This window comes from Piscinibacter defluvii, assembly GCF_004011805.1.
Classification (GTDB): domain Bacteria; phylum Pseudomonadota; class Gammaproteobacteria; order Burkholderiales; family Burkholderiaceae_C; genus Piscinibacter; species Piscinibacter defluvii.
This window is the reverse complement of the sequence record NZ_RCHJ01000015.1, coordinates 83,457-98,204: the sequence shown is the minus strand read 5'-3', so window position 1 is coordinate 98,204 and position 14,748 is coordinate 83,457. Positions and strand designations below refer to the sequence as shown.

Here is a 14,748-nt window from a genome sequence, read left to right as displayed (position 1 = left end):
AAACCGCGCGACCTGCCTAGACTGCGGTCTCGCGAGCCCGGTCCGGGCCGACGGAGAGCGCCGCATGGAATCCCTGGTGATCAGTGACATCCGCGCCCGCGCCGTGATCGCGCCGCTGCTGCGACCGATCCGGACGGCCTCCGGCAGCATCGAGGCCTCGCCGCTGGTGCTGCTCGACGTGGCGACGGAACAAGGGATCACCGGGCGCTCCTACCTGTTCGCGTACACGCCGGTCGTGCTGCGGCCGCTGCTGGCGCTCGCCGAGCAGGTCGCCCCGCTGCTGCGCGGGCAGCCGGTGGTGCCGCTGGCACGGCAGGAGCAGTTCGAGAAGCAGTTCCGCCTGCTGGGCCTGCAGGGCCTGCTGGGCATGCTGGTCTCGGGCCTCGACATGGCGTTCTGGGATGCGATGGGGCAGGCCTCGGGCCTGCCGGTGGTGCGCCTGCTCGGCGGCGAAGCGCGGCCCGTGCGGGCCTACGACAGCTGGGGCCTGGTCGACCCGGCCAGGGATGCGGAGGCGCTGGCGCGCAGCGTCGAACGCGGCTTCCGCGGCCTGAAGATCAAGCTCGGCGGCGGGTCGCTGGAGCATGACCTGGCCACGCTGCGCGATCTGCGCAGCATCGTCGGCGACGCCGTCGCGCTGATGGTGGACTACAACCAGAGCCTCGGTCCCGGCGAAGCGATCCGGCGCGTGCGCGCGCTCGAGCCGTTCGGGCTGGAATGGGTCGAGGAGCCCGTCGCCGCGGAGGACCTGCAGGGTCATGCGCAGGTGCGCGCGCGTTCGCCGATACCGATCCAGACCGGCGAGAACTGGTGGTTCGCGCGCGACGCCCAACGGGCGCTGAGCGCCGGCGCCTGCGACCGCATGATGCCCGACCTGATGAAGATCGGCGGCATCACCGGCTGGCTCAGTGTCATGGGCCTGGCGCGCGCGGCATCCATGCCCATGTCCAGCCACCTGTTCATCGAGGCCAGCGCCCATGTGCTGGCCGTCACGCCGACCTGCGACTGGCTGGAGTTCATGGACTTCGGCGCCGCGGTGCTGGCCCACCCCTGCCAGCCCGTCGACGGCTGCGTGACCGCCCGCGGCCCCGGCCTGGGCATCGACTGGGACGAGGCGGCCGTGGCGCGCTACGCCCTGCCCTGAGAAGGTGTGAGGCTGTGAGGCGCAGGAGCGACGCGGTGCCTCCCAAGGAAACGCCGGGCCGCCCCAAGTTTCCTTGCCCCCCGCGGGGGGCGGGCCGGGCTCGTCCCGGCCCTGGGGGTGCTCAGTAGCGCTCGGGCACGAACATCCGCGCCGGCAGCGCGACGACGCGGCACACACGCGGGTTCAGGTGCGGCGTGGTGCGCTTGATCGCGCCGCTCTGGCCGGCCGCGTCGCGCCCTTCGAACATGGTCACGACCTTCTGCGTCGTGGCGGCCACCGCGTCCTGCAGCCGCACCCGCTCGCGCTGCAGCGCGAACAGGGACTTGAAGCAGGTCGGCGCGGATGCGGGAAACGAGTTCGGCGGGATTGGTGCCGCGGTCCATGCGGGGGCCGGGCAGCGGAGTCGAGCCGGCGACGAGGGTTGCCGGCGCCTGCGACCGCTCGGTGACGCCACGGAAGGCCAGGGGGGAAAACCCGGAGCATTGCTCGGCATCGTCGAACAATGACGTGCCCTTGTTGCCTCTACCCGAACTGCGGACTGGTGCCTAGACTGGTCTTCATCCGCTCGCAAAGGCGAACGATCCACCGAGGAGACCCTCCATGCCCCAGGTTGCCTACCAGACGAAGTTCGCGTCGCTGGACCACTACGAGAAGGGCCAGGTCCAGGCCATCGACGACGACGTGCGCCACTACGCGTTCAGCAACTGCTTCGAGATCGCGTCGAAGGCCAGGCCGTACGAGCGCGTCGTGTTCGGCCAGAACCAGATCTACGTGCTCGAGTGCGTGCGCGCCGAGGGCACCTCGCCCTGGTACACCTGCGCGCACGACGAGTTCGCCCTGGCGATGGACGGCGAGGTCGAGATCCACCTCGTGCAGCTGCAGGGCGAGCAGATCGTGCCCGACGCGGAGCACAACGGCGCCGTGCTCGTGAAGGGCGAGCCCAAGGGCCCGAAGATGGGCTGGATGAAGCTCAGGCGCGGCCACCAGGGCCTGCTGCCGAAGAACTGCGCCTACCAGTTCCGCAGCGCGAAGCCGGGGGTCGTGATCCTGCAGACCTGCAAGGGCGACGTCTCCGTCGAGCGCTGGGCCGAGATCTGCCAGGCCAACTGATCGCCTCCCACCGTCTTCGCCGAGGAACCACACCATGAACGCACCCGCCGACCTCGCCAAGGTCATCGCCTCGCAGCCCGACGCCACGATGGGCTACCGGAGCTTCACGCTCGGCAGCTTCACCTTCCGCCGCGACGAGTACTTCGCCCACATCACCTGGACCACGCGCGACGGCCGCCCGCTCAGCCACACGATGGACGCGGGCAACTTCCTGCGCGCGCTGATGCGCGACGTGGCCTGGGGCTTCTTCTACGGCTGGGTCAACTTCGACCATGTGATCGGCACCGTCAACCACTACAAGACGGTCGACTTCTTCGCCGGCAGCTACAACGCGACGATGAAGGACGCGGGCGTCGACCTGCTGGAGAACTTCCCGACCGAGCAGATCGGCGAGACCTTCAAGCAAATGCTGGACGACTGGACCAACGAGGGCTTCGACCCCTTCGCCGCGCCGCAGGAGACCGGCTCGCCCTACGGCCGCAAGAACGGCCACAACCGCCCGGCGATCACGCGGGCCCGCGAGCTGGCCACGCGCTGCGTCGGCCTGAAGGGCGACCTCGACCTGCGCACCGACGCGCGCGGCGCGCCGATCAACCGCGCCTTCGCCGACGTGCCGCAGGACCAGCCCGAGCTGCACCCCGAGCCCGGCTTCGAGAACGAGGTGCACGCCTTCAACCTGTTCGCCTTCCTGAGCCGCAGCCAGGTGACCTGGAACCCGAGCTTCACCAGCGTCGTCAAGTACAGCTACATGTGCCCGACCACCGAGGAGCACATCCTGCCCATCGTGCACGGCAACGACCGCGTCGAGTGGTTCTTCCAGATGTGCGACGAGATCCACTGGGACTGCGCGCACAAGGAAAGCGGCAAGCCGCTGGCGCGCGTGATCATGAAGGCCGGCGACATGGCCGCGATGCCGGCCTACTGCCGCCACCAGGGCTACAGCCCGAAGCGCTCGATGCTGCTGGTGTGGGAGAACGGCTCGCCGAACCTCGTCTACGAGATCCAGAAGGGCGAAGCGCCCGAAGTGCCGGTGCAGTTCTGACGGCGACCCGCTGACCGGCGAGCGCGCCGGTCGGCACCGACGCTCGCGACCACGCGCCCCGACGGGCGCGCCGGGCGCCGCCTTGCCTGAACCCGGAGATCCGCCATGGATGCCACCACCTCGCGCCGGCGCTTCGTCACCGGCGCCACCGCCGCCGCCGCCACCCTCGGCCTTGCCGCGCGCCCCGCGGCCGCCGCCGAACCGGCCTTCGACGGCGAGTTCGACTTCGTCGTCTGCGGCAGCGGCGCCGGCGGCCTGGCCTCGGCCCTGTTCGCCCGCTGGCAGGGCGCCAGCGTCGTCGTGCTCGAGAAGGCCGGCAGCATCGGCGGCACCACGAACAAGGCTGCGTTCTGGTACTGGGTGCCGAACAACGCCGCGATGCGCAAGGCCGGCATGAGCGACCCGAAGCCGGACTTCCTGAAGTACGTCGCGCGGCTCTCGAACCCGCAGGGCTACGACCCGGCCGCGCCGCGCTATGGCCTGAGCGCCTGGGAGTACGAGATGTGCGAGGCCTTCTACGACAGCGCCTCGCCGGCCGCCGAGCTGCTGGCCGAACGCGGCGCGCTGCCCTACCGCCACGTGGCCGACGTGCCCGACTACTTCGCCGAGCTGCCGGAAGACAAGGCGCCCAAGGGCCGCGTGCTGGTGCCGGCCGAGGCGGCGCCGAGCATGTCCGACGGCGGGCGGGTCGCGATCCGCACGATGTCGGCCAAGGCACGCGCCGAGGGCATCTCGATCCGCACCGGCACGCGCGCCACGAAGATCCTGCGCAATGCCGAGGGCCGCGTGATCGGCCTGGAAGCCACCGACGAGCTCGGCGCGACGCTGCGCTTCAAGGCGCGCCGCGGTGTGGTGTTCGCCACCGGCGGCTTCACGCACAACGCCGAGCTGCGCCGCCACTTCCTGAACGGCCCGGTCTACGGCGGCTGCGCGGCGCCGAGCAACGAGGGCGACTTCGTCACGCTCGCCTCGGCCGTCGGCGCGCAGCTGCGCAACATGAACTACGCCTGGATGTGCCCGATCCCGCTGGAGAAGGCGGTGGCGCGCGACGGATCGATCTCCGGCATGTTCTCGGTGGCCGGCGACTCGATGCTGTGGGTCAACAAGTACGGCGTGCGCAACGTCAACGAGAAGCTGCAGTACAACGAGCTCGCGCACACCTTCTTCGAGTGGGACGGCGCCAAGGCCGAGTACCCGAACCTGGTGCGCATCGCGGTGTGGGACCAGCGCTCGCAGGACCATTCCGCCAGCGCCGAGTACGGCCGCCTGATCGTGCCCAAGGGCACCGACGACCGCCACGTGATCCGCGGCGCGACGCTCGACGAGCTGGCCAAGGCGATCGATGCGCGCCTGGCCAAGTACGCCAGCGTGACCGGCGGTGCGAAGCTCGCGCCGGACTTCCTCGCCAAGCTGCGCGCGAGCATCGCCCGCTTCAACGGCTTCGCCCGCAATGGCAAGGACCTCGACTTCCATCGCGGCGAGCGCATCGTCGAGCAGCTGTTCAACGGCGACGTGAAGGACGAGCCGGGCCGCAAGAACCCGACGATGTGGCCGCTGTCCGACAGCGGGCCGTACTACGCCGCGCTCGTGGTCGCCGGCACGCTCGACACCAAGGGCGGGCCGAAGACCGACACGAACGGCCGCGTGCTCGACGCGGCCGACAAGCCGATCCCCGGCCTCTACGGCGTCGGCAACTGCGTCGCCTCGGCCTCGGGCCGCGCCTACTGGGCCGGCGGCGCGACGCTCGGCCCCATCCTCGCGTTTGCCTACCGAACGGCCAACGCGGCGATGCGCGACGGAGTCGCGGCATGAAGGCGCCACGGCTTCTCGCTGCCGCGCTGCTGCTCGCCGGCACCGCCTCGCAGGCCCAGGCGAACGTCGAGCTCGGCCAGCGCCTCGCGCAGAGCAGCTGCGCCCAGTGCCACAGCTTCACCGCGGGCGAAGGCCATGGCGTCGGGCCCAACCTGTTCGGTCTGCTCGGCCGGCCGGCCGCGGTGGCCGAGGGCTTCGCCTTCACGCCGCAGTACACGTCGGCGATGAAGGGCCGCACCTGGGACCGCGCGCTGCTCGATCGCTGGCTCACCGACTCGCAGACCGTCGCGCCCGGCAGCGGGATGGTCTATTTCCAGGACGACCCGCGCAAGCGCGACGCGCTGATCGCCTACCTGCAATCGCTCCAGTGAAGGAGACCGCACCATGGCCCTCACCCGCCAGACCATGACCGACGAGCAGCGCAAGTCCGTTGCGCTCGAATACCTGAAGGCCTTCGACAAGGGTGGCGTCACCTCCAGCGGCGGCTCGATCCTCGAGCTGTTCGCGACGGACGCGCAGGTCTACTTCCCGAAGTGGGGCATCGCCAGCGGCCGCGACGAGATCGGCCGGCTGTTCGGCGACGTGGGCGGCACGCTCAAATCCATCGTGCACGACTACGCGGCCTTCAACTGGATCTTCTCCGGCAGCGACCTCGTGGTCTGCGAAGGCACGAGCTACGGCGTGCACCGCGACGGCCCCTGGCGCGCCGGCGTGCCCGAGCACGGCGCGGGCCGCTGGTGCGACGTGTTCGAGATCCGCGACTGGCAGATCCAGCGCTGCTTCATCTACCTCGATCCGGACTACGCGGGCCAGGACACCGCGCGCTACCCCTGGCTCGCGGCCAAGGCGAAGTAACCCAAGGACGACCCACCATGAACCTGGCCGACATCCAGGCCGCCGCCGGCCTGCGCGCGCCCATCCGCCATCAGCTGTTCATCGACGGGAAGTTCGTCGATGCGGAAAGCGGCGAGACGCTGCCGACGCTCAACCCGCACGACAACTCGCCGATCGCCGATGTCGCGATGGCCGGGCGCGTCGACATCGACAAGGCCGTCGCGGCCGCGCAGCGCGCCTTCCCGGCCTGGAGCCGGATGGCGGCGGCCGACCGCGGGCGCATCCTGCTCAAGCTGGCCGACCTGATCGAGGCGAATGCCGAAGAGCTCGCGCGGCTCGAGTCGCTCGACACCGGCCACCCGATCCGCGACAGCCGCAGCCTCGACGTGCCGCGCACCGCCGCCTGCTACCGCTACTTCGGCGGGATGGCCGACAAGTTCCAGGGCGAGACCATTCCCGTCGAGGCCGGCTTCCTGAACTACACGCTGCGCGAGCCGGTCGGCGTGGTCGGCCAGGTGGTGCCGTGGAACTTCCCGCTGATGTTCACGAGCTGGAAGATGGCACCCGCGCTCGCGGCCGGCAACACCATCGTGATGAAGCCGGCCGAGATCACGCCGCTCACGAGCCTGAAGATCGCCGAGCTGATGGCCGAGGCCGGCCTGCCGCCCGGGGTCGTCAACATCGTGCCCGGCCTCGGCGCGGTGGCCGGCCAGTACATCGCCGAGCACGAGGGCATCGCCAAGGTGGCCTTCACCGGCAGCACGGCCACGGGCCGGCGCATCGTGCAGGCGAGCGCGGGCAACCTGAAGAAGGTGCAGCTCGAGCTCGGCGGCAAGGGCGCGAACATCGTGTTCGACGACGCCAACCTCGCCGCAGCGGTGAACGGCAGCGCCTGGGCGATCTTCCACAACCAGGGCCAGGCCTGCATCGCGGGCAGCCGGCTGATGCTGCACGAGAGGATCGCCGACGAGTTCCTGGAGCGCTTCGCCGCGCTGGCCAGGAGCATCCGGCTCGGCAACCCGCTGGAAGCGACGACGGAGATGGGCCCGCTGACGAGTGCGCAGCACCGCGATCGCGTGCTGAGCTACGTCGGCGTGGCGCGCGAGCAGGGCGGTGTGGTGATCGCCGGTGGCAAGCCGCCCGCGGACGCGGCGCTGGCCAACGGCTGCTACGTCGAACCGACCATCGTGCGCGCGGCCTCGTGGCGCGACCGCGTCGCGCAGGAGGAGGTGTTCGGTCCCTTCGTCACCGTGCTCACCTTCAAGGACGACGCCGAGGCGCTGCAGATCGCCAACGGCACCGAGTACGGCCTCGGCTCCGGCCTCTGGACGAGCAACCTGCCGCGCGCGCACCGCTTCGCCCGCGAGCTGCACGCCGGCATGGTGTGGATCAACTCCTACAAGCGCGTGAACCCCGGCTCGCCGTTCGGTGGCGTGGGGCAGAGCGGCTACGGCCGCGAGATGGGCTTCGACGCGATGCGCGAGTACACGCAGGTGAAAAGCGTGTGGGTCAACGTCGACGCGCAGATTCCCCCTTGGTATCCCCGCGGATGAACGCCTTCACCTACACCGCGAACGCGGCGCGCATCGTGTTCGGTGCGGGTGTGCTGGCGCGCCTGCCGGAGGAAGTGGAACGGCTCGGCGCAAAGCGCGCGCTGGTGCTGTCGACGCCCGAGCAGGCCGAGGCGGCGCAGCGGGTCGCCGCCCTGCTCGGCGAGCGCAGCGCCGGCGTATTCCCGCGTGCGGTGATGCACGTGCCGCTCGAAACCGCCCGCGCGGCGCGCGAAGAGGCCGCGCGGCTCGGCGCCGATTGCGCCGTCGCGATCGGCGGCGGCTCGACCACCGGCCTGGGCAAGGCGATCGCGCTGGACAGCGGCCTGCCGATCATCGCCATCCCGACCACCTACGCCGGCAGCGAGGTCACGCCGATCTACGGGCTGACCGAGGGCGGCGTCAAGAAGACGGGGCGCGATGCCCGCGTGCTGCCGAAGGTCGTGCTGTACGACCCCGAGCTCACCTTGACGCTGCCGCTCGGCCTGACCGTCACCAGCGCGCTGAACGCGATCGCGCATGCCGCCGAGGGCCTGTACGCCCACGACGGCAACCCGGTCACCGCGCTGATGGCCGAGGAAGGCATCCGCGCCTGCGCCGCCGCACTGCCGGCGCTGGCGGCCGACCCGCGCGACCTCGCCGCGCGCAGCGATGCGCTCTACGGCGCCTGGCTGTGCGGCACGGTGCTCGGCACGGTCGCGATGGGCCTGCACCACAAGCTCTGCCACACGCTCGGCGGCAGTTTCGATCTGCCGCATGCCGAGGTGCACACCGTCGTGCTGCCGCATGCGCTGGCCTACAACGCCGCGCAGGCGCCCGAGGCGATGCGGCGCTTCGGCCGCGCGCTCGGTGTCGATGCGCGCGAGGTGCCGGCGGCCGTGCAGGCGCTGGCCACGCGACACGGCGCGCCCACCGCGCTGCGCGCCATCGGCATGCCCGAGGGCGGGCTGGATCGCGCCGCCGACCTCGCCGTCACCACGCCCTACCCGAACCCGCGCCCGCTCGAACGCGCCGCGCTGCGCGCCCTGCTGCAGCGTGCCTTCGACGGCGCCCCGCCGCAGTCCTGACACCACAACCACCACGAAGGAGACCTCCATGACGATGAACCGCCGCCACCTGATCCAGGGCGCCGCCGCGCTCGCCGCCGCCGGCACCGTGCCGCGCGTCTTCGCCGCCGATGTCGTCAAGATCGGCTACGTCAGCCCGCAGACGGGGCCGCTCGCGCCCTTCGGCGAGGCGGACAAGTGGGTGATCGAGCAGATGAAGGCCGCGTTCAAGGACGGCCTGACCATCGGCGGCAGGAAGCACGAGGTGCAGATCGTGCTGAAGGACAGCCAGAGCAACCCGAACCGTGCCGGCGAGGTGGCCAACGACCTGATCCTGAAGGACAAGGTCGCGCTGATGCTGACGGCCGGCACGCCCGAGACGGCCAACCCGGTCAGCGACGCCTGCGAGCTCAACGAGATCCCCTGCGTCAGCAGCGTGGTGCCCTGGCAGCCGTGGTTCTTCGGCCGCAAGGGCGATCCGGCCAAGGGCTTCGCGTGGACCTACCACCTGTTCTGGGGCCTGGAGGACGTCATCGCCAACTTCACCAACGGCTGGAAGAGCGTGGCGACGAACAAGAAGGTCGGAGGCCTGTTCCCGAACGACGGCGACGGCAACGCCTGGGGCGACAAGGAACTCGGCTTCCCGAAGCCGCTGGCCGGCATGGGCTACTCGCTCACCGACCCGGGCCGCTTCCAGAACGGCACGCAGGACTTCAGCGCGCAGATCGCCGCGTTCAAGAAGGACGGTGTCGAGATCGTCACCGGCGTCGTCATCCCGCCCGATGCGAAGACCTTCCTGACGCAGGCGCGCCAGCAGGGCTTCAAGCCGAAGGTCATCACGCTGGGCAAGGCGCTGCTCTTCCCCGGCGCGATCGAGGCGCTCGGCGACCTCGGCCATGGCCTGACCACCGAGGTGTGGTGGACACCCTCGCACCCGTTCGCCTCGTCGCTGACCAGGCAGAGCGCCAAGGCGCTGGCCGACGCCTACGAGAGCGGCACCGGCAAGCAGTGGACGCAGCCGATCGGCTTTGCCCACGCGCTGTTCGAGGTGGCGAGCAACGCCCTCTCGCGCAGCAAGTCGCTCAAGGCGGGTGACGTGCGCGATGCGGTCGCCGCCACCTCGCTCGACACCGTGGTCGGCCCGGTCAAGTGGGGCGGCCCGGGGCCGATGAAGAACGTCAGCAAGACGCCGCTGGTGCTGGGCCAATGGGTCAAGGGCACGGGCAAGCGCAAGGTGGAGCTGGTGGTCGTCAACAACGAGGCCGCGAAGAACATCCCCACCGGCGGCACGCTGTCGCTGATCGCCTGAGCCACGAGGTCGGCCATGCCGCTGCTCGCGCTGCACGGGGTGCACAAGTCCTTCGGCGCCGTGAAGGTGACCGACGGCATCTCGCTGACCGTCGCGCCGGGCGAGACGCTCGGCATCCTCGGCCCCAACGGCGCGGGCAAGACCACGCTCTTCAACCTGATCTCGGGCGACCTGCGTGCCGACGGCGGCCGCATCGAGTACGAGGGCCGCGACGTGAGCACGCTGCCGCCGCACCAGCGCTGCCGCGGCGGCATCGGGCGCAGCTACCAGGTGCCGCAGCCGTTCGGGAACATGAGCGTGTTCGAGAACCTCGTCACCGCGGCCTGTTTCGGGGGCGGGCAGCGCGAGCGCGAGGCCTGGGCCACCGCGGTGGAGGTGCTGGAGCAGACCGGCCTCGCGCCGCACGCCAACCGCCCGGCCGGTGGCCTCACCTTGCTGAACCGCAAGCGCCTCGAGCTCGCCCGCGCGCTGGCCACGCGCCCGAAGCTGCTGCTGCTCGACGAGATCGCCGGCGGGCTGACCGAGCCGGAGGCGAAGGAACTGGTCGGCGAGCTGAAGCGCATCAAGGCGCGCGGCGTCACGATGATCTGGATCGAGCACGTGGTGCACGCCCTGCTGGCGATCGCCGATCGCCTGTTCGTCATCAACTTCGGCCAGAAGCTCGCGGAAGGCGAACCACGCGCGGTGATGGCCGACCCGGACGTGCGGCGGGTCTACATGGGAATGGAAGCATGAGCGCGCTCGTGGAGACACACGGCCTCACCGCCTTCTACGGCGACGCCCAGGCCCTGTTCGGCATCGACTTCAGGCTCGCCGCCGGCGAGGTGGTGGCCGTGATCGGCGCCAACGGCGCCGGCAAGAGCACCTTCCTGAAATCCCTCACCGGCCTGGTGAGGGCGGCGCGCGAGCACATCCGCTTCGATGGCCGGGCCATCGGCGGCCTGCCGCCGGGCCAGATCGTGCGCCAGGGCCTGGCGATGGTGCCGGAAGGCCGGCGCCTGTTCCCGAGCCTCAGCGTCGAGGAGAACCTGCTGATGGGTGCCGTGGCCGGCCGGCCGGGGCCGTGGAGCCTGGAGCGGCTCTACAAGCTCTTCCCCATCCTGCAGCAGAAGCGCCGCAACCCGGGCACGTCGTTGTCGGGCGGCCAGCAGCAGATGGTGGCGATCGGCCGCGCGCTGATGAGCAACCCGCGCGTGCTGCTGTGCGACGAACTCTCGCTCGGCCTCGCACCCATCGTGATCAAGGAGATCTACGACGCGCTGCCGTCCATCACCGCCGAGGGCATGAGCGTGGTCGTCGTGGAGCAGGACGTGAGCGTCGCGCAGCGCGTGAGCGACCGCGTCTACTGCTTCCAGGAAGGGCGCGTGTCGCTCGAAGGCGCGAGCGACTCGTTCAGCCGCGAGCAGATCAGCGCGGCCTACTTCGGCGTGTGACACCATGATCGAGACCCTCGTCCAGGGCCTGCTGCTCGGCGGCCTCTACGCGCTCTTCGCGCTCGGCCTCTCGCTGATGTTCGGCGTGATGCGGCTGACCAACACCGCGCAGGGCGACTTCGTCGTGCTCGCCGCCTTCGGCGCGATCGCACTGGCCTCGACCTGGGCGGCGCATCCGAGCCTGATCGGCCTGGCGCTGCTGCCCATCGCCTTCGGCGCCGGCTACGCGCTGCAGCGCTTCGTGCTCAACGGCACCCTGGGGCGCGACCCGCTGCCCTCGCTGGTGGTCACCTTCGGCCTGTCGATCGTGATCCAGAACGCGCTGCTCGAGACCTTCTCGGCCGACCCGCGCTCGCTGGACAGCGGCGCGCTCGCCACGAGCAGCCTGGCGCTGCCCGGTGGCCTGTCCGTCGGCGTGCTGCCGCTCGTCATCCTCGGCGTCGCGCTCGCCGCCACCGCGGCGCTGCAGGCCCTGTTCGACCGCACCGGCCTGGGCCGCTCGTTCCGTGCCGTGTCGGACGACCGCGAGATCGCCGAGCTGATGGGCCTGGATGCGCGCAAGGTCTACGCGCTGGCCACCGGCATCGCCTTCGTCGTGATCGCGCTGGCCGGCACGCTGCAGGCGATGCGCACGACGGTGGCGCCGTCGGACGGCCCGCTGCTGCTGCTGTTCGCCTTCGAGGCCGTGATCATCGGCGGCATGGGCTCGTTCTGGGGCACGCTGGTCGGCGCGCTGGTGCTCGGGCTCACGCAGCAGATCGGCTTTCGCATCGATCCCGGCTGGGGACTGTGGGCCGGGCACCTGATGTTCCTCGCGGTGCTGGTGGTGCGGCCGCAGGGACTGTTCCCCAAGACCCGGGGATGAAGGGAAACCGAGGATGAGTGCCGTGATGCCTTCCCCGCTGGCCGACGCGCCGCCCGCTCCGGGACACCGATTCGAGGTCGTGCGCGGCACGCGCGCGAGCCGCGCCGCGCTGGCGGTCGGCGTCCTGCTGGTGGCCCTTGCAGCGACCCTGCCGGCCTGGGGCGAATCGAGCTGGATGCGCGACTTCGTCGAGATCGCCTGCTACTTCATCTTCGCGATGATGTGGAACCTGCTGGCCGGCTACGGCGGCATGGTGTCGATTGGCCAGCAGGCCTTCTTCGGCCTGGGCGGTTACGTGATGCTCGCGCTCGGCAACTTCGCCGGCGTGAACCCGTTCGTCGCGGTGCCGATCGCTGCGCTGGCGGCGGCAGCGATCGCGGTGCCGGTGTCCTGGGTCGCGTTCCGGCTGCAGGGCGGCTACTTCGCGATCGGCACCTGGGTGATTGCGGAGGTGTTCCGGCTGAGCGTGGCCAACATCAGCGCGGTCGGCGGGGGCTCGGGCACCAGCCTGACCGCGCTGCGCGGCATCGAGAAGGCCACGCGCGAGAGCGTCACGTTCTGGATGGCGCTGGCCTGCGTGGTGGCGAGCATCGCGCTCGTCTACCTGTTCCTGCGCAGCAAGCAGGGCCTGGCGCTGCTGGCGATCCGCGACAACGAGGTCGCGGCCGAGAGCCAGGGCATCGCGGTCAGGCGCATGAAGCTCGCGGTCTACGTGGTGGCGGCCTTCGGCGCCGGGCTGGCCGGGGCGCTGTACTTCGTCGGCAACCTGCGCATCAGCCCGGACGCGGCCTTCAGCGTCAACTGGACGGCGTTCGCGATCTTCATGGTCGTGATCGGCGGCATCGGCCGCATCGAGGGGCCGATCGTCGGCGCGCTGATCTTCTTCCTGCTCAACAAGTTCCTCAGCGACTACGGCAGCTGGTACCTGCTGGGCCTCGGGCTGCTGGCGATCGTCACGACGATCTTCTTCCGCCAGGGTCTGTGGGGCTATGCGCAACAGCGCTGGGGCTGGACCCTGTTTCCCACCGCGCGCACGCTCAGGCGCGAGCCGTGAGACCAACCATGACCGACACAGCGAATGACACATTGACCGACGAGGTCGTCGCGCGTTTCGCCGACACGCCCGACCCGCGCCTGCGCGAGATCCTCTCCTCGCTGGTGCGCCACCTGCACGCCTTCGCACGCGAGGTGCAGCTGACCGAGGACGAATGGTTCCGCGGCATCGATTTCCTGACGCGCACCGGCCACCAGTGCAGCGGCACGCGGCAGGAGTTCATCCTGCTCAGCGACGTGCTCGGGCTCTCGATGCAGACGGTCGCGATCAACGCACCGTCGCAGCCGGGCTGCACCGAGTCCACCGTGTTCGGCCCCTTCCACGTACCGGATGCGCCCAAGCTCGACCTGGGCGCCGACATCGCCCAGGGCGCGCGCGGCACGCCCTGCACCGTGCGCGGCCGCGTGCTCGGGCCGCAGGGCGAGCCGGTGCCGCACGCGAGCATCGACGTCTGGCAGGCCGACGACGACGGCCTGTACGACGTGCAGCGCGAGCACCTGCCACACGCCCAGGCGCGTGCGGTGCTGCAGGCGCGTGCGGACGGCAGCTTCGAGTTCCGCTCGATCCTGCCGCAGCCCTACCCGATCCCGACCGATGGCCCGGTCGGCGAGCTGCTGCGTGCGACGAGGCGCTCCGCGATCCGCCCGGCGCACCTGCACTTCATGGTGCAGGCCCCGGGCTGGCGGCGCCTGATCACGCACGTCTTCCGGCGCGGCGACCCGCAGCTCGCGAGCGACCCGGTGTTCGGCGTCAAGCCCTCGCTGGTGGCCGACTGGGTCGAGCAGAGCGACGGCACGGCGCTGCTCGAGTTCGACTTCGTGCTGCAGCCGCAGGAAGGAGGCAACGCATGATCGACAAGATCGTCGAGTCGGTGGCGCAGGCGCTGGCCGGCACGCGCGACGGTTCCATCGTGCTGATCGGCGGCTTCGGCACCGCCGGCATCCCGAACGAGCTGATCCAGGGCCTGATCGAGCAGGGCGCCCGCGAGCTCACCGTCGTCAACAACAACGCCGGCAACGGAGACACCGGGCTCGCCGCGCTGCTGAAGACCGGGCGCGTGCGCAAGATCGTCTGCAGCTTCCCGCGCCAGGCCGATTCCTTCGTGTTCGACGAGCTGTACCGCAGCGGCCGCATCGAGCTCGAGCTCGTGCCGCAGGGCAACCTGGCCGAGCGGCTGCGTGCCGCGGGGGCCGGCATCGGCGCCTTCTTCACGCCCACCGGCGTCGGCACCGAGCTCGCGAAAGGCAAGGAGACCCGCGTGATCGACGGCAGGCCCTACGTGCTGGAGTACCCGATCCGCGGCGACCTCGCGCTGATCAAGGCCGAGCGCGGCGACCGCTGGGGCAACCTGGTCTACCGCCAGGCGGCGCGCAACTTCGGGCCGGTGATGGCCACGGCCGCGGCCCGCACCGTCGCGAGCGTGCACGAGATCGCCGAACTCGGCACGCTCGACCCGGAGGCCATCGTCACGCCGGGCATCCATGTCAGCGCCGTCGTGCGCGTGCCGCGCACCGTCACGCAGGCCGGCGGCTTCAAGGCCGCGTGAAGG

15 protein-coding genes and 1 pseudogene are annotated in these 14,748 nt (G+C 70.7%); 15 read left to right on the top strand and 1 reads right to left on the bottom strand.

Annotated features, from left to right (window positions below):
• Nucleotides 1-64 precede the first annotated feature (64 nt).
• Nucleotides 65-1,144 (top strand): enolase C-terminal domain-like protein, encoded by a 1,080-nt coding sequence (locus tag D9C15_RS22845; protein WP_128000775.1) that lies wholly within the window; start codon nt 65-67, stop codon nt 1,142-1,144.
• A gap of 148 nt (nt 1,145-1,292) precedes the next feature.
• Here D9C15_RS22845 and D9C15_RS34150 read toward each other — a convergent pair.
• Nucleotides 1,293-1,472 (bottom strand): annotated as a pseudogene (locus D9C15_RS34150) (polyphosphate kinase 2); the annotation flags it as partial.
• A 272-nt stretch (nt 1,473-1,744) separates the two neighbouring features.
• Here D9C15_RS34150 and D9C15_RS22835 point away from each other — a divergent pair.
• The 14 genes from D9C15_RS22835 (at nt 1,745) to D9C15_RS22770 (ending at nt 14,745) form a co-directional block, all read left to right on the top strand.
• The gene (locus D9C15_RS22835; RefSeq protein ID WP_128000773.1) at nt 1,745-2,254 is read left to right on the top strand and encodes a cupin domain-containing protein; all 510 of its coding nucleotides are present in this window, start codon (nt 1,745-1,747) and stop codon (nt 2,252-2,254) included.
• A gap of 34 nt (nt 2,255-2,288) precedes the next feature.
• On the top strand, nt 2,289-3,296 hold the full coding sequence (locus tag D9C15_RS22830) for a hydroxyquinol 1,2-dioxygenase (protein ID WP_128000772.1): 1,008 nt from the start codon (nt 2,289-2,291) through the stop codon (nt 3,294-3,296).
• Nucleotides 3,297-3,401: 105 nt separating this feature from the next.
• Nucleotides 3,402-5,108 (top strand): FAD-dependent oxidoreductase, encoded by a 1,707-nt coding sequence (locus D9C15_RS22825; RefSeq protein ID WP_128000771.1) that lies wholly within the window; start codon nt 3,402-3,404, stop codon nt 5,106-5,108.
• Nucleotides 5,105-5,479 carry a c-type cytochrome gene (locus D9C15_RS22820; protein ID WP_128000770.1) on the top strand — a complete coding sequence of 125 codons (375 nt, stop codon included), beginning with the start codon at nt 5,105-5,107 and terminating at the stop codon, nt 5,477-5,479. The genes D9C15_RS22825 and D9C15_RS22820 overlap by 4 nt, the downstream gene beginning before the upstream one ends.
• Before the next feature lie 13 nt (nt 5,480-5,492).
• Nucleotides 5,493-5,963 (top strand): nuclear transport factor 2 family protein, encoded by a 471-nt coding sequence (locus D9C15_RS22815; protein ID WP_128000769.1) that lies wholly within the window; start codon nt 5,493-5,495, stop codon nt 5,961-5,963.
• 62 nt (nt 5,964-6,025) lie between these two features.
• Nucleotides 6,026-7,495, top strand: a complete 1,470-nt coding sequence (locus tag D9C15_RS22810; protein WP_128000895.1) for an aldehyde dehydrogenase family protein — start codon at nt 6,026-6,028, stop codon at nt 7,493-7,495.
• Nucleotides 7,492-8,559, top strand: coding sequence for a maleylacetate reductase (locus D9C15_RS22805; protein ID WP_128000768.1), 1,068 nt, complete (start codon nt 7,492-7,494; stop codon nt 8,557-8,559). The genes D9C15_RS22810 and D9C15_RS22805 overlap by 4 nt, the downstream gene beginning before the upstream one ends.
• Before the next feature lie 28 nt (nt 8,560-8,587).
• Nucleotides 8,588-9,847 carry an ABC transporter substrate-binding protein gene (locus tag D9C15_RS22800; RefSeq protein WP_128000767.1) on the top strand — a complete coding sequence of 420 codons (1,260 nt, stop codon included), beginning with the start codon at nt 8,588-8,590 and terminating at the stop codon, nt 9,845-9,847.
• A gap of 15 nt (nt 9,848-9,862) precedes the next feature.
• Entirely contained in the window at nt 9,863-10,582 is a 720-nt protein-coding gene (locus tag D9C15_RS22795; RefSeq protein WP_128000766.1) for an ABC transporter ATP-binding protein, read from the top strand.
• Nucleotides 10,579-11,280, top strand: coding sequence for an ABC transporter ATP-binding protein (locus tag D9C15_RS22790; protein ID WP_128000765.1), 702 nt, complete (start codon nt 10,579-10,581; stop codon nt 11,278-11,280). Before D9C15_RS22795 ends, D9C15_RS22790 begins: the two co-directional genes overlap by 4 nt.
• Before the next feature lie 4 nt (nt 11,281-11,284).
• Nucleotides 11,285-12,145 carry a branched-chain amino acid ABC transporter permease gene (locus tag D9C15_RS22785; protein ID WP_128000764.1) on the top strand — a complete coding sequence of 287 codons (861 nt, stop codon included), beginning with the start codon at nt 11,285-11,287 and terminating at the stop codon, nt 12,143-12,145.
• A gap of 25 nt (nt 12,146-12,170) precedes the next feature.
• A complete protein-coding gene (locus tag D9C15_RS22780; RefSeq protein ID WP_128000763.1) occupies nt 12,171-13,199 on the top strand; it encodes a branched-chain amino acid ABC transporter permease in 1,029 nt (342 codons plus the stop codon).
• Nucleotides 13,200-13,207: 8 nt separating this feature from the next.
• Nucleotides 13,208-14,050 (top strand): dioxygenase family protein, encoded by an 843-nt coding sequence (locus D9C15_RS22775; protein ID WP_128000762.1) that lies wholly within the window; start codon nt 13,208-13,210, stop codon nt 14,048-14,050.
• Nucleotides 14,047-14,745 (top strand): 3-oxoacid CoA-transferase subunit A, encoded by a 699-nt coding sequence (locus D9C15_RS22770; RefSeq protein WP_128000761.1) that lies wholly within the window; start codon nt 14,047-14,049, stop codon nt 14,743-14,745. The genes D9C15_RS22775 and D9C15_RS22770 overlap by 4 nt, the downstream gene beginning before the upstream one ends.
• Nucleotides 14,746-14,748 lie beyond the last annotated feature (3 nt).

What these genes read in the sequence shown, in the direction of transcription:
- D9C15_RS22845 (WP_128000775.1), top strand. Translation starts at nt 65, where the DNA reads ATGGAATCCCTGGTGATCAGTGACATCCGCGCCCGCGCCGTGATCGCG.
- D9C15_RS22835 (WP_128000773.1), top strand. Translation starts at nt 1,745, where the DNA reads ATGCCCCAGGTTGCCTACCAGACGAAGTTCGCGTCGCTGGACCACTAC.
- D9C15_RS22830 (WP_128000772.1), top strand. Translation starts at nt 2,289, where the DNA reads ATGAACGCACCCGCCGACCTCGCCAAGGTCATCGCCTCGCAGCCCGAC.
- D9C15_RS22825 (WP_128000771.1), top strand. Translation starts at nt 3,402, where the DNA reads ATGGATGCCACCACCTCGCGCCGGCGCTTCGTCACCGGCGCCACCGCC.
- D9C15_RS22820 (WP_128000770.1), top strand. Translation starts at nt 5,105, where the DNA reads ATGAAGGCGCCACGGCTTCTCGCTGCCGCGCTGCTGCTCGCCGGCACC.
- D9C15_RS22815 (WP_128000769.1), top strand. Translation starts at nt 5,493, where the DNA reads ATGGCCCTCACCCGCCAGACCATGACCGACGAGCAGCGCAAGTCCGTT.
- D9C15_RS22805 (WP_128000768.1), top strand. Translation starts at nt 7,492, where the DNA reads ATGAACGCCTTCACCTACACCGCGAACGCGGCGCGCATCGTGTTCGGT.
- D9C15_RS22800 (WP_128000767.1), top strand. Translation starts at nt 8,588, where the DNA reads ATGACGATGAACCGCCGCCACCTGATCCAGGGCGCCGCCGCGCTCGCC.
- D9C15_RS22795 (WP_128000766.1), top strand. Translation starts at nt 9,863, where the DNA reads ATGCCGCTGCTCGCGCTGCACGGGGTGCACAAGTCCTTCGGCGCCGTG.
- D9C15_RS22790 (WP_128000765.1), top strand. Translation starts at nt 10,579, where the DNA reads ATGAGCGCGCTCGTGGAGACACACGGCCTCACCGCCTTCTACGGCGAC.
- D9C15_RS22785 (WP_128000764.1), top strand. Translation starts at nt 11,285, where the DNA reads ATGATCGAGACCCTCGTCCAGGGCCTGCTGCTCGGCGGCCTCTACGCG.
- D9C15_RS22780 (WP_128000763.1), top strand. Translation starts at nt 12,171, where the DNA reads ATGCCTTCCCCGCTGGCCGACGCGCCGCCCGCTCCGGGACACCGATTC.
- D9C15_RS22775 (WP_128000762.1), top strand. Translation starts at nt 13,208, where the DNA reads ATGACCGACACAGCGAATGACACATTGACCGACGAGGTCGTCGCGCGT.
- D9C15_RS22770 (WP_128000761.1), top strand. Translation starts at nt 14,047, where the DNA reads ATGATCGACAAGATCGTCGAGTCGGTGGCGCAGGCGCTGGCCGGCACG.